Annotated in this window: 10 protein-coding genes and 1 tRNA gene; 4 read left to right on the forward strand and 7 right to left on the reverse strand. The window is 68.2% G+C overall.

What is annotated here, in order from left to right; translation table 11 throughout:
• Positions 1-2 precede the first annotated feature (2 nt).
• From DBO33_RS42720 to DBO33_RS12605, 3 genes are all read right to left on the reverse strand, one after another.
• A tRNA-Tyr gene (locus DBO33_RS42720) sits at positions 3-84 on the reverse strand.
• A 525-nt stretch (positions 85-609) separates the two neighbouring features.
• Entirely contained in the window at positions 610-1,965 is a 1,356-nt protein-coding gene (gene ilvA / locus DBO33_RS12600) for a threonine ammonia-lyase IlvA (protein ID WP_107655196.1), read from the reverse strand.
• Between the two features lie 68 nt (positions 1,966-2,033).
• Entirely contained in the window at positions 2,034-2,471 is a 438-nt protein-coding gene (locus DBO33_RS12605) for a nitroreductase family deazaflavin-dependent oxidoreductase (RefSeq protein WP_107655197.1), read from the reverse strand.
• A gap of 88 nt (positions 2,472-2,559) precedes the next feature.
• On the opposite strand from DBO33_RS12605, the gene DBO33_RS12610 reads away from it, so the two are divergent.
• Positions 2,560-2,790, forward strand: a complete 231-nt coding sequence (locus DBO33_RS12610; protein ID WP_107655198.1) for a hypothetical protein — start codon at positions 2,560-2,562, stop codon at positions 2,788-2,790.
• Here the strand turns inward: DBO33_RS12610 and DBO33_RS12615 are convergent.
• Positions 2,787-5,474, reverse strand: a complete 2,688-nt coding sequence (locus tag DBO33_RS12615) for an ATP-binding protein (protein ID WP_107660209.1) — start codon at positions 5,472-5,474, stop codon at positions 2,787-2,789. The genes DBO33_RS12610 and DBO33_RS12615 overlap by 4 nt on opposite strands.
• A gap of 119 nt (positions 5,475-5,593) precedes the next feature.
• Here DBO33_RS12615 and DBO33_RS12620 point away from each other — a divergent pair, with 119 nt between their 5' ends.
• Together DBO33_RS12620 and DBO33_RS12625 are read left to right on the forward strand one after the other, a co-directional pair.
• Positions 5,594-6,202, forward strand: a complete 609-nt coding sequence (locus DBO33_RS12620) for an MspA family porin (protein ID WP_234390806.1) — start codon at positions 5,594-5,596, stop codon at positions 6,200-6,202.
• A gap of 139 nt (positions 6,203-6,341) precedes the next feature.
• Positions 6,342-7,577, forward strand: a complete 1,236-nt coding sequence (locus DBO33_RS12625; protein WP_107655199.1) for a DUF2235 domain-containing protein — start codon at positions 6,342-6,344, stop codon at positions 7,575-7,577.
• Here DBO33_RS12625 and treY read toward each other — a convergent pair.
• The 3 genes from treY to DBO33_RS12640 all read right to left on the reverse strand — a co-directional run bounded on the left by treY (position 7,470) and on the right by DBO33_RS12640 (position 12,641).
• Positions 7,470-9,902 carry a malto-oligosyltrehalose synthase gene (gene treY / locus DBO33_RS12630; protein WP_107660211.1) on the reverse strand — a complete coding sequence of 811 codons (2,433 nt, stop codon included), beginning with the start codon at positions 9,900-9,902 and terminating at the stop codon, positions 7,470-7,472. The two genes, DBO33_RS12625 and treY, sit on opposite strands and share 108 nt — an antisense overlap.
• An 11-nt stretch (positions 9,903-9,913) precedes the next feature.
• On the reverse strand, positions 9,914-12,034 hold the full coding sequence (gene glgX, locus DBO33_RS12635) for a glycogen debranching protein GlgX (RefSeq protein ID WP_107655200.1): 2,121 nt from the start codon (positions 12,032-12,034) through the stop codon (positions 9,914-9,916).
• Between the two features lie 73 nt (positions 12,035-12,107).
• A complete protein-coding gene (locus DBO33_RS12640; protein ID WP_107655201.1) occupies positions 12,108-12,641 on the reverse strand; it encodes a cupin domain-containing protein in 534 nt (177 codons plus the stop codon).
• A 30-nt stretch (positions 12,642-12,671) separates the two neighbouring features.
• Here DBO33_RS12640 and DBO33_RS12645 point away from each other — a divergent pair.
• Positions 12,672-13,007: MarR family winged helix-turn-helix transcriptional regulator (locus DBO33_RS12645; RefSeq protein ID WP_107660212.1), on the forward strand; the 336-nt coding region annotated here is incomplete at its 3' end.

Here is a 13,007-nt window from a genome sequence, read left to right on the forward strand (position 1 = left end):
AGCGGAAGCGACAGGATTCGAACCTGTATGGGCAATGCCCAGCCAGTTACAGTGCTGGCCCCATTTCCGATCAGGCACGCTTCCGGGTCCAGTATGGGAGTCGGCGGGGGATCGGGTGGGTGGTTCGGGGAACCTATCGCTGGGTTTGCCTGAGCGCGGAGCTGCACCATTTCTCGGGACTTGCACTCACTGTGGGGGCCGCAGTGGGTGTGGATCCCGAGAAAGGGTGCGGCGGTTGGGGGTAGTGCACTAGTTTGGGGTGGGGGGTGGGGGGTGGGGTGGCTCTTTTACACATCTCCGAGCCCCCCCGACCCTACTAGATCTCGTATGTCGGCCTCTTCTTTAAAAAAAAAAAAACATCCCTTTTCTTCCACTGTCTTTACTACCCTCCTTAAAATTGCACTCCACCCTCTTCCTCTTATACTATTCTCATAGCTCACGATCACTATGTTACTTNAAGTCCCATCCGGCGCCTCCGGGGGCTGGATCGCCGCCTGGCCGCGTTGTCGTCGTCGCCGATACAAACCCGGTATCGGCAACTCCTCCGCCTTGCCAGGCGACGATCCAGCCCCCGGATGCATCCGGCCGGACTTTGCGACAGGCCCTAGCTCAGGTCAGATAGCGGTACGCCGGGGAGCCCGGCTCCAGCCGCTCGCACTGGATCGGCGACTCGGCCATCCGTTCCAGCAACGCGCCCAAGCCCTCTGGCGCCCCGAGCTCGATACCCACCAGCGCCGAGCCGGTTTCGCGGTTGTTCCGCTTGACGTACTCGAACATGGTGATGTCGTCGTCCGGTCCGAGCACCTCGTCCAGGAAGCGCCGCAGCGCGCCCGGCTCCTGCGGAAAGTCCACCAGGAAATAGTGTTTCAGGCCGCGGTGCACCAGCGAGCGCTCGATGATCTCGCCGTAGCGCGACACATCGTTGTTGCCGCCGGAGACGAGGCACACCACCGTCGATCCGGGTTCCACCGCGAGCTCGGTGAGTGCCGTAACCGCCAGCGCGCCGGCGGGTTCGGCGATGATGCCCTCGTTCTGGTACAGGTCGAGCATGGTGGTGCAGATGGCACCCTCGTCGACCTGCATCATCCGGAAAGAGCTTGCGCCGCTGGGGGATTCGGTGGTGGTCAGTAACGGCAACGAGGCGTGCGAGACCACCCGGCCGCCGAACCCGGCGATCGCCGCGAAGGGCACCGCGCCGATCCGGCGTACCGCGGCACCGTCGACGAACGGGTCGATCTCCGGCAGCGTCACCGGCCCGCCCGCGACCAGCGCGGCGGTCATCGAGGCCGCACCCGCCGGTTCCACGCCGAGCAGCGCGGTGCGCGGCGACCGTGCCCGCAGGTAGGTGCCGATGCCGGCCAGGCAGCCACCGCCGCCCACCGGCACAACCACCAGGTCGGGGGAGGTACCGAGCTGCTCCAGGATTTCCGGCGCGATGGTGCCCTGCCCGGCCGCGGTGCGCGCGTCGTCGAACGGCGGCACCATGGTCGCGCCGGTGCGCTCGACATCGGCGGCGGCGGCCGCGGCGGCGGCGTCGTAGGTCTCGCCGACCGCGATCAGTTGCACGAATTCGCCACCGTGCACCCGGATGCGGTCCCGCTTCTGCTTGGGCGTGGTGGTCGGTACGTAGATGCGGCACTTGATGCCCATCGCGTGGCAGGCGAACGCGACACCTTGCGCGTGATTGCCCGCGCTGGCCGCGACGACACCGGCCGCGCGCTCGCTCGTGGTCAGCTGCACCACCAGGTTGTAGGCGCCGCGCAGCTTGTAGGAGCGGACCGCGGAAAGGTCCTCGCGCTTGAGGTAGACGTTCGCTCCGGTGAGCCGCGAGAGCCGCTCGCTGCGCTGCAGCGGAGTCGGCTCGATAATGTCGGCAATTCGCTTGGCGGCAGCGTCGATCTCGTCCGCGCTCAGCGCGGGACGAGAAGCGGACAGTGCGTCGATGACATCAAGCGGATTGGACACCCGAAATATGCTGCCACCCGCCGCGTCGGGCTGCTGCGGCGGGTGGCGGTGCTGCGCGGAAGGTGCGGTCAGTCCCGCGGGGTCAGCACGAAGACGGGGATGGTCCGATCCGTCTTCTTGGTGTATTCGATGTAGTCGGGCCAGACCTCGGTGGCCCGGTCCCACCACAGCTGGCGCTCGTCACCGAAGACCTCGTGCGCGGTGTAGTCCTTGTTCACCGGGCCGTCGCGCAGTTCGACGTGCGGCTCGGCCTTGATGTTGTAGTACCAGACGGGATTCGTCGGTGCGCCGCCCAGCGAGGCGACCACCGCGTACTCGCCGTCGTGCTCCACCCGCATCAGCGGGGTCTTGCGCAGCTTGCCGGACTTCGCACCCTTGGTGGTGAGCAGGATGACCGGCTTGCCCTGCATCGTGGTGCCCTTGGTGCCGCCGGAGTTCTCATACGTTTCGACCTGCTGGCGTGCCTGGGCGGACGGGCTCGGTTCGTATTCTCCTGTCAGTGGCATAACCATCGATCGTAGCCGCGCCGGACTGTGTTCCCCGAGACACCGAAGTTCGGTAGACCGAACTTCGTCGTGCGTATATCCTTACTGGATGGCAGTTGTGCACCCGCCGACCCGCTCCGCGACGATCGACATCGCGGGCAGCGCGTGGCCGCTCTACAAGCTCGAGGCGCTGGCCGCCGGGCTGGTGACCTGTCTGATTCTTGCGCTGATCACCGGATCGCCGCAGGTGGCGGTGTTGATCGCCGCTGCGGTCGGCGCGACCCGCTGGATTGTCGGTCTGGCCGTGGCGCGTCGCTCGGCCGAGCGCACCGGCCGCTAGTCCGCGTCGAGCGGTAGCTCCGCGAGTTCACCCCGCGACACCACACCGAGCTTCGGATACGCCTTGTACAGGTGATGCCCGACCGTGCGCGGGCTGAGAAACAGCTGCGCCGCGATGTCCCGGTTGGACATGCCCTGCGCCGCGAGCCGCACAATTTGCAGTTCCTGCGGGGTCAGCGCGGCGAGCACGCCGTGCGCGGGCCGGGTGGCCGTACCGATGCCGAGCGCGCCGAGTTCGGTGCGGGTCCGCTCGGCCCACGGACCGGCATCGAGCCGTTCGAAGACCTCCAGCGCGGGCTGCAACTGGATCCGCGCGTCGGCCTTCCGGCGATTGCGGCGCAACCATTCGCCGTACAGCAGTTGAGTTCTGGCATGTTCGAACGGCCGCCCGCCGAGCCGCAGCGCCGCGAGGTAGTGCTGCTCGGCATTCGCGTCGTCGATCAGCGCCCGGCAGCGGCAGGCCAGTGCTTCCACCCAGCTTTGCCGGGACGCCGCGGCCCAGGTCTCGAGACGTTCGAGCCCGTCGTCGGCCCGTTCCGGCTTGCCCATCCGGACCGCGGCTTCGATCAGATCCGGTATCGCGCGGAGCCCGGTCACCTGATGACGGATCGGCTCGTTCTTCGCCGCTTCCAGCCGGGACAGCGCGCTGTCGACCTGGCCGAGACCGAGATCCAGCACGCCGAGCGCCCAGTACGCCCACTGTGCCCCGGCCGCCGCCGCGCCGCCGAACTCCTCCGCCTGCGCGCGATCGACCAGTTCACGGCACTGCTCCCCGCGACCTTCGAGCGCGGCGAGATAGGCGAGGAAGGTCGACTGCTGACTTATCCACTGCCCCTGCCCGATGTCCTCGGCGATCCGCAACCCCTCCGTCGCGGCGACTCTGGCCTCCTGGGGCCGGCCGAGGAACAGCTCGGCCTCGGCGCGGAAGAACAGCAAGGTGGGCAGCAGGGCGATCCGGCCCTGATCGCGGCATTGCGCGATGAGCGTCTGCGCGAGCTCGGTGACCTGCTCGTCCTGCCCGACCACCAGCCCGGTGCCGCACATCTGCACGAGATCGCGAGGCGTGTCGGCGCCTCGACGGCACGCCTCGGCGGCGGCCGCGCGCAGGTCGACGGTGAACCGGCCGTGGATGGCCGCGACCACGTAACCGACGATCGGGGTGAGCGGCTCGTCGTCCGGCAGCGACAGCGCCGTCAATGCGGTTGCCACGTCTGCCAATTCGGCCGCGCCGAGATACCACGCGGTGTGCACGGCCTGGGACAGGACGCGGGCCGCCCGCACGGGATCACCGGTCCGCGCCGAATCCGCTGCGGCCAAGAACAATTCGTGCGCCGCGCGCGGTTTGCCGACGCCGAACTCCGCGGTCGCCAGGACCAGGCGCAAGCGAGCGGTGAGCAGGGGATCGGTGGTCTGCGCGCCGGCCCGCTCGGCCAACGTGCGCGCCCGAGTCAATTGCCCGGCCTCGCCGGCGGTTTCGGCAGCCAGCACCAATCGGCGCAGTCGAGCCGCCGCATCGGTGCTCAGCCCGGCCGCCCGCTCGTAGGCGGTGACGGCACCGGAGTACCCGGAGCGGCTCCGCGCGCGATCGGCGGTGTCCTCCAGCGCCGTCGCGGTCGCCTCGTCGGGCCCGGTCGCCGCCGCGGCCAGATGCCATGCGCGCAGGTCGGCGTTCTCGGGCCCGGTCGACGCCTCGGCGAGCGCGCCGTGCACGGCCAGGCGCTGGGTCAGCGGCGCACCCTGGTACACCGCCGAGCGCAGCAGCGGATGGCGGAAGGTGAGGGTTCGTCCGTCGCTGTGCACCAGGCCTGCGTCTTCGGCGGGTTGCAGGTCGGCGAGCTGCGCGCCCAGCGCGGCGGCGGCCCGCAGCGTCGTCGCCAGTTCCGCGGTGCCCGCCGCGGCCGCGACCAGCAGCAGCGTTCTGGTGGGCAGCGGCAGCTTGCTCACCCGTCCGTGGAAGGCGACCTGCAAGCGCTGGGTCAGCGGCAGCGGGCTCAGCCCGGCGTCCGGCGCCTCGGCGGCCAGCACCGCCGGAAGTTCCAGCAGGGCAAGCGGATTGCCCGCCGACTCGGCGAGCAGCCGATAGCGCAGCGCGGGCGCCAGATCGGGGCCGTGCCGGTCGACCAGCGCCGCCGCCGCTTCCTGACGCAGCCCGGGCACCACGAGTTCGGGCAGGCCGGGGGCGGGGAACTCGGCGTCGCCGGTCCGGGTCGCGAAGATCATCACCACGCCCTCGGCGTCGAGGCGTCGCGCCGCGAACAGCAGGGTCTCCGCCGTCGCGCGGTCGAGCCAGTGCGCGTCATCGATCAGGCAGAGCAGCGGGCCGTCGGCCGCCTCCTCGGCCAGCAGCGACAGCACGGCGAGCCCGATGAGCATGCGGTCGGCCGGGTCGTGCTCGGCCAGGCCGAAGGCGCCGCGCAGTGCGTCGCGCTGCCGGTCGGGCAGCGTATCGAGCAGGTGGATTCCCGGCCGAACCAGCAGATGCAGTCCGGCGAAAGGCAATTCGGCCTCGGACTCGATGCCGGCGCTGCGCACCGTCGGAAGGCCCTGCGCGGCCGCGTAATCCAGCAGTGCGGTTTTGCCGATGCCCGGTTCGCCGCGCACCACCAGTGCGGCGCTGCGACCGTCGCGGGCCGCAGCGAGAAGCCGATCGATCTGGATTTGTTCGGCTTCTCTTCCTTGGAGCATGTGCACACCGTAGCCGTCTGCTGGACGAGTGATCAGTGGTCGGTCGGCATTGCGTTCGACGCACCGTTCCGTCGTGTCGTACACAGGGGATATAGCTACCTGCTACTAAGGTCTGGGCTATGGCGTCGAATGTAAAAAGGGCGGTCCGGGCACTGACGGGCGTCGTGGTGGCCTCCGCGTCCGTGGCCGCGCTGGCGCCGGCGGCGGAGGCCGAGGTCATCAGCATGCCGCCGCACGAGAAGTCGTTCACCCCGCCGGGCAGCTCGAAGAAGTTCACCATCGGCAGCCGGGAGGAGTACATCTACCGGATCCCGCCGTTGAACTTCATGGCGACCACCCGGGAGGCGCTGGTCAGTTCGATCGCCTACGGCTTGGTCGACGGTGCGACGGCGGGCAAGCTCCGCATCGGCTACCACGTGGGCTGCGCCGTGACCATCGGTGCGGGCACCCTCGGCGCGACGCCCGATGTCGTCATCGGGCAGCAGCCGAGCTTCAACCCGAACCCGGTCGCCACCTTGAATCTCGCCCCCGGCGACGTCGGCGAAGTCGCGATCGCGGAAAAGGACATGATTCCCGGCAAGCTGATCCAGCTCAGTTTCCGTGACTTCCACATCAAGGTGAATTCGTGCACCGGCCCGGTCACCATCCGCCAATATGCTTACGTCGAATACAAATCTCCCGAGGTCGACGATTCCGGAGCTGTTTTCGGCGAGCCCACCTGGCTCTGACCAGGGGATATCCCACTTCTCGCCAGGCTCTACCTGATTGAAACAAGCGCTGTTCATTAACGCTGCCGCACGCGCCCTCGATGATTCGAGTAGTCGAGTACGCGGGTTTCCTCAGGAATCCGGCGGGAGGATTTGGTTCATGAAACGCCTGGTTGTGTGTTGTGACGGCACTTGGAAAGCAGAGTCGAGCGGCACGGTCTCGAACATCATCAAGATCGCGCAGACGATCCGGTTCGACGCGCCGGGTCCGACGGGGGAGAAGATCCAGCAGTGGGTCACCTATGTGTCCGGGCCCGGCGCCCGCGGCTTCCTCGCCGACCGGGTGATGGGTGGCGCGTTCGGCCTCGGGCTGCAGGCGAACCTGTCCTCCGCGTACTGGCACCTGGCCCTGAACTGGGAGCCGGGCGACGAGATCTACATCTTCGGCTTCAGCCGGGGCGCGTTCACCGCGCGCAGCCTGGCCAGCCTGATCGACCGCATCGGCCTGCTGACGCCGGAGGCGATGATCGGCGGCAAGTACCCGGACGCGCTGGAGATCTACAAGGAAGTGCTGCCGGCGGACGGCGAGATCCCGGAGCGGTGGAAGAAGTTCCGCAGGGACAACTGCCACCAGCAGGCACCCAAGATCAATTTCCTCGGCGTCTTCGACACCGTCGGCGCGCTCGGCGTGCCGGGCGTGACCTCGCTGCGCTACAAGTTCCATGACGTCAAGCTGTCCCCGAGCGTGCACTGCGCCAGGCAGGCCCTGGCCATCGACGAGCGGCGGCGCAATTTCGAGCCGTGCCTGTGGGAGGTGCCCGTCGTCCCGGATGTGAAGTACCGCAAGGGATTTCAACGGGTCAAGCAGGTGTGGTTCGAGGGCGCGCACAGCGATATCGGTGGCGGGCACAAGGAATGCGGCCTCTCCGACCTCACGCTGCGCTGGATGGTGCGCGAAGCCGAATCCGTCGGGCTCGCCTTCGATCGCGATCGGCTGGACAAACTGTCCGAGGGCTGCCGGGCGATGGGCGAACGCCACATGTGGCCGCATCCGTCGCTGAAGCCCGTCTACCGCCTCTTGAATGTGGTGCGCACCCTGCGTAATCCGCGCAGCCCGCGGTTCTACCTGGACTCCTGGCGCAAGCTCGCGAACGGCCACGAGCAGGGCATCCGGCTCGCCTCGCTGGTCAACGAGAAAGAGGGCTACGACCCGCCCAATCTGCGCCGCTGGCGCGCGCAGCTGGGCGGCATGTTCCCCGAGGAACTGCTGGAGAAGGTCAGCGCGGTCTCAGCGCACGAGCAGTGCGACGGGCAGCAGGCCGAAGAGCTTCTCGAGCCGAGCCCGGCCCTGGAAGGTATGACCGGTCAGCCGGTCCGTCCAGGTGCCCTGCGGTAGATCGAGGGTCGTGTCGCCCCAACCGGTTTCGGCGAGGCCGAGACTGTGGCGGGTGGTCGCGACGATGACTTCCGGGGCCGCACCGACGCGGCCCCGGGCGTAGGACACCAACCTGCCCGCCTGCTCGCCGGTGGCGAACAGCGGCAGGTAGGTGCCCCCGACAAAGCAGTCGGGGCGCTCCCTGCGCAGCCACAGCGCGTACGCGACGATCCACATCTTCGCGGCGCCAGTGGTGTCCAATGCCGGTGTGCCGGTGAGCGATTGCAACATTCCGATGCGGATCGTGAAATCCACCGGGCGGCGGTTGTCCGGGTCGACAAGGGAGTCTTCCCACAACTCGCAGCCCTGATAGATGTCCGGGATACCCGGCCCGCAGAGCTGGAGCAGCTTCTGCGACAACGCATCCGACCAGGCGTGCGGCGCCAGCTCGTGCACCAGGTCGCCGAGCTCGCTGCCGACCGGGCCGTCGATCACCGTGTCGATCCAGCTGTGCACCGCCGACTCGAACTCGGCATCGGGCTCCTCCCAAGAGGTTTTGGTGCCCGCTTCCCGAATCGACTTCTCCGCGAACAGGTGCAGCCGCTCGCGCAGGCCCGGGACGGAGGCGGCGGGCCTGCCGTCGGCGGGCCACACGCCGAACATGTTCTGCAACAAGAACAACGTGGTCGCGCCGTCGGGGCCGGGCGCGGCCTCGTCCCACGCCTCTACGCATTGCGCCCAGGTGTCGGCGACCTGGGAGAGCACGCCGATGCGGGCGCGCACGTCCTCGCCGCGCTTGGTGTCGTGGGTGGACAGCGTCGTCATGGTGGCAGGCCACCGATGCGCGCGTTCGCTGTTGGACAGGTGGAACTCGTTGAGCGAGTGGCCGAATCGGGCCGGATTGCCGCCGACCTCCTGTAGTGAGACCAGTCTGGCGGCCTGATAGAACATGGTGTCCTCCACCGCCTTCGCGGTGACCGCGCCACAGACCTGGCTGAACCGCACCGCCGCCTCGCCGTCCGCAGCGAGCGCGGCGACCAGCACCGCGAGCGGCGCGGTGAGTTCGCTGTTGCGCCGCTCCACCTCGGCGATGACGGCGCCGGCCATGCCTGCCAGCGGTGCGTAGTCGGCCCGGTAGACCGGCATGAACGCGAGCACCTCGATGGTGGCGTTGGTCATCGCCATGGTGTCGAAGCTCTCCGCACCGCCGTCCCGTTTGATCGCCGCGACCAGGCGCCGGATCTCCGGTGCCAGCAGGTTTTCCGCGACCGCCCGTTTGATCCGGTGCTCGGTCTCGCCGATCCAGGCGCGGTCGCTGCCGTGGCCGGCCAGCTTCTTGGACAGCTCGGTCAGCGCCTGCTCGCCCTCCGGCTTGATGAGCACGCCGCCGAGATCGGCCAGCGCGTCGTAGCCGGTGGTGCCGTCGACCGGCAGGGTCGGATCCAGCGGCTCCCGGTTGGCCAGGATCTTCTCCACCAGCAGCAGCCGGTTCGGGCCGATGAGTCTGCGCACCCGCGCGAGATAGGCGGCGGGATAGGACAATCCGTCCGGGTGGTCGATGCGCACGCCGTCGATGAGATCGTGCTCGCACCAGGCGGCGAGCTCGCGGTGGGTGGCCTCGAAGACCTCGTTGTCCTCCTGGCGGATCGCGGCCAGGCTGCTGACCGCGAAGAACCGGCGGTAGGTGCACACCCCGGCCTTCCAGCTCACCAGCCGGTAGTGCTGCTTGTCGTGGATGCGCAGCGCGTTGTCGCCGTCGGTGCCCGGCGCGATGGGGAAGCGCAGATCGTGCAGGGCCAGCATCGGTTCCGGGCCGGAGCGGTCGACGGTGAGTGCCGCCGGGTCGTTCTCACTTTGCAGCACCGGGAGAGCCAGGCGGCCGCCCGCACCGTTGCCCGGACTCCAATCGATGTCGAAGTAGTGGGCGAAGCTGGATTCGCGGCCGTTGCGCAGCACGTCCCACCACCACGCGTTCTGCCGTGGGTCGGCCACGCCGACGTGATTGGGCACCAGGTCGACGACCAATCCCATACCGCGGCTGCGTACCTCGTCGGACAGCGCCTTGAGCCCGGCGGGTCCGCCCAGCGCGGCCGACACCGTGGTGGGGTCGGTGACGTCGTAGCCGTGGTTGGAACCGTGCGCCGCGGTGAGGATCGGCGACAGGTAGAGATGCGAGGTACCCAGCTGCTGTAGGTATTCCGCGATCGTGCGGGCATCACTGAAAGTGAGCGCGTCGGGCCGGAGCTGGAGCCGGTAGGTGCTGCGAATCGTCGTCGGCCTGGCCGTGGTGCGGCGCAGCGAGAGCGGATCGGTCACGTGAGTCTCGGGGGCTTCCGGTGTGGTCATGGGCGTTCGGGTCATCCGGCGTGGCGCAGCACCAGCAGGCACCGGGATTCGATCGGAACGGTGGCCGAGGCGGGATAGCTCGCCTCGGTCAGGCCGGTCGGCGTCGAACAGTCCAGTGCGACAGTCCATTGCAGGCCGTAGTCGGCGTTGGGCAGCGTGAAGTCCATGGCTTCGTCGTGGGCGTTGAAGCACAGCAGGAACGAGTCGTCGGTGATCCGCTGACCGCGTGGGTCGGGTTCGTGAATACCCTTGCCGTTGAGGAACACCGTCAGCGATTTGCCGAAGCCACTGTCCCAGTCCGCGGTGGTCATCTCCGCGCCTTCCGGGGTGAGCCAGGCGATGTCGCGGGCGCGGTCCTTCGACCGCACCGGCCTGCCGTCGAGGAAACGACGGCGCCGGAAGACGGGGTGCTCGGTGCGCAACGCGATCACGTTGCGGGTGAATTCCAGCAGGTCCGAATTCTGCTGCATCAGTGACCAATCCATCCAGGCCAGCGGGGAATCCTGGCAGTAGACGTTGTTGTTGCCGTGCTGGGTGCGGCCCATCTCGTCGCCGTGCGCGAGCATCGGCACGCCCTGGCTGAGCACCAGGGTGGCCAGCAGGTTGCGGCTCTGCCTGGCGCGCAGCGCGAGGACGTCCGGGTCGTCGGTGTCGCCTTCGACGCCGCAGTTCCACGACCGGTTCCAGCTCTCCCCGTCGCGGTTGTCCTCGCCGTTCGCCTCGTTGTGTTTCTCGTTGTAGGACACCAGGTCCCGCAGGGTGAACCCGTCGTGCGCGGTGATGAAGTTGATGCTCGCGCTCGGCCTGCGCCCGGTCGCCTCGTACAGGTCCGAGGATCCGGTGAGCCGAGAAGCGAACTCGCCCAACGTCGCAGGCTCGCCGCGCCAGTAGTCGCGCACGGTGTCGCGGAACTTGCCGTTCCACTCGGTCCACAGGCCGGGGAAGTTGCCGACCTGGTAGCCGCCCTCGCCGACGTCCCAGGGTTCCGCGATCAGCTTCACCTGGCTGATCACCGGATCCTGTTGCACCAGATCGAAGAAGGCGGACAGCCGGTCGACGTCGTGCAGCTCGCGCGCCAGCGTGGCGGCCAGGTCGAAGCGGAAGCCGTCGACGTGCATGTCCAGCACCCAGTAGCGCAGCGAGTCCATGATCAGCTGCAGCGTGTGCGGGTGCCGCACGTTGAGGCTGTTGCCGGTGCCGGTGTAATCCATGTAGTGCGACGGGTCGTCGTCGAGCAGGCGGTAGTAGGCGGCGTTGTCGATGCCGCGGAAGCTGATGGTCGGGCCGCGGTGGTTGCCCTCGGCGGTGTGGTTGTAGACCACGTCGAGGATCACCTCGATGCCCTCGGCGTGCAGATCGCGCACCATCGCCTTGAACTCGGTCACCGCGGAGTCGGCGCGTTTGATGGCGGCGTACTCGTTGTGCGGGGCGAGGTAGCCGAAGCTGTTGTAGCCCCAGTAGTTCCGCAGGCCCTGGTCGAGCAGCACGGTGTCGTGCAGGAACTGGTGCACCGGCATCAGCTCGATCGCGGTGACGCCCAAGCCTTTCAGGTGCTCGATGATGGCCGGATGCGCGATGCCGGAGTAGGTGCCGCGCAACTCTTCCGGAATGTCGGGGTGGGTCGCGGTCATGCCCTTGACATGTGCCTCGTAGATCACCGTCTCGTGGTACGGGCGGTTCGGCGCGCGGTCGGTGCCCCAGTCGAAGTACGGGTTGATCACCACGCTCGCCATGGTGTGGCCGAGCGAGTCCAGGCCGTGCGTGTACAGCGACGGGTCGTTGTCGAACTCGCCGTCGAAGGCCTTGCCGTACGGGTCGAGCAGGAATTTGCTCGGATCGCAACGTAATCCGTGTTCCGGGTCGTAGGGACCGTGTATCCGGAATCCGTAGCGCTGGCCGGGTCCGACCGCGGGTAGGTAGGCGTGCCAGACATAGCCGTCGACCTCGTCGAGCGGAATCCGGGTTTCGGTGCCGTCCCCGGTGATCAGGCACAAGTCGACGGCGTCGGCGACCTCGGAGAACACCGAGAAGTTGGTGCCTGCCCCGTCGTAGGTCGCGCCCAGCGGGTAGGCGGTGCCGGGCCACACACCGAGGGGTGTCGCGTCACCGGACGCTGCGTCGGGCTGAGCCATAGCAACGACATTAGCGGCAGCGGCGTTTTACTCGGCGGGGGCGGTTGCGACGGGCGGGTCCGCGGGGACCCGGTCAGGTGTCCAGCCAGCGCCGCGAGTAACCGAGCCGGACGGCGAGGCGGGCCAGTCCGCCCAGTACGGCGCGCTGCGCCCAGCGCGGGATCCCGGCGAGGTAGCCGTCCTGGTAATCCCACAGCAATGCCAGCGCGAGTGGGTCGCGTGGCACCCGAGAGCGGGTGGTTTTGCCCGCGGTGTCCAGGTTGTGCCAGAGCTGGAACATCTCCCAGTGCCGCAGCGGCGGGCGGATCTCGTGATCGAACGTGGTGCCGGGCGCCTCGCTCCAGAACTCGTGCACGACGCCCGCCGGAGCCGTCACGGTGTCACCGGGTTCGGCGAGGTGCTCGACGCCGTCGATCTTGAAGCGAGCGCGGCCTTCGCGAATGGTCCATTGCTCGGACAGCACCGGGTGCCAATGCGGGCCCGCCTGCCGTTCGGCTCGCGGCAGTCGATGGTGTAGCCGCAGATACGGGCCCTGCTCGTCCTCGCCCTTCGCAACGAAGGTGACCTGATGTCCGTTGCGGTAGGTGAGTGTTGTGCCGTCTTCCATAACCCAATTTATAAAGGTAACCTTCGCAATATGTCAACGGTCGATCCGAACGCCACGCTGCTCAAACTGCTGAGCCATGCGACCACCGCTTACGAGCGCGCGCTGAACCGGGAACTGCGCGCGCGGCTCGACGATCAGCTGCGCCCGGCGCACTACGCGGTCTTTCGCCATCTTGATCCGGCCGGCTCACGGATTACCGCCCTGGCGGAGTCGGCGGGCATGACGCAGCAGGCGATGGGGGAGCTGGTGACCCATCTGGAGCGCTGCGGTTTGGTGGAGCGGCAGGGCGACCCCGCCGATAGGCGGGGGCGGCCGGGCGGGCTGGCCGGCGCCGGGGAAAACGCGCCCGGGCTTGCGGCGCAACGG

The sequence above is a fragment of the Nocardia suismassiliense genome (assembly GCF_900269665.1).
GTDB classification, from domain to species: Bacteria; Actinomycetota; Actinomycetes; order Mycobacteriales; family Mycobacteriaceae; genus Nocardia; species Nocardia suismassiliense.